Origin of the sequence: Pseudomonas sp. SIMBA_067 (assembly GCF_046534675.1) — a bacterium.
Classification (GTDB): domain Bacteria; phylum Pseudomonadota; class Gammaproteobacteria; order Pseudomonadales; family Pseudomonadaceae; genus Aquipseudomonas; species Aquipseudomonas putida.
The window spans coordinates 1-269 of sequence record NZ_JAWRYH010000487.1 but is presented as its reverse complement, the minus strand read 5'-3'; the positions used below and the strand labels follow the sequence as shown (position 1 = coordinate 269).

The 269-nt window shown below is 62.1% G+C and carries 1 protein-coding gene; it reads left to right on the top strand.

Going from position 1 to position 269, the window contains the following annotated elements; genetic code table 11:
* Positions 1-16 precede the first annotated feature (16 nt).
* A partial coding sequence (locus SB765_RS30010; protein ID WP_410932545.1) for a hypothetical protein occupies positions 17-269 on the top strand: 253 nt, incomplete at its 3' end.

The following is a 269-nucleotide window of genomic DNA, read 5'->3' as shown; positions in this document are numbered from 1 at the left end:
CAGTCGGAGAACGGGTTTGGCATTGCAATTTCTGTCTGCACAGCTGGATCAGCTTTACGCGCGGCTGACAGTGATGCGACTCCGCGCGCAAGGCTGCCAACCGGGTCGGGGCCTGCGCGTGCGAGGTGGCGTGCCTTATCTCCGGAACCCCGGATCCCTGGTCATTGGCAACAATGTCCGCCTGCGGAATGAACCGACCCGGATTCGCCTGGCTACGGTTCCGCAGGGGGCCATCATTCTTGGCGACGAGGTTTCGTTGAACACGGGAG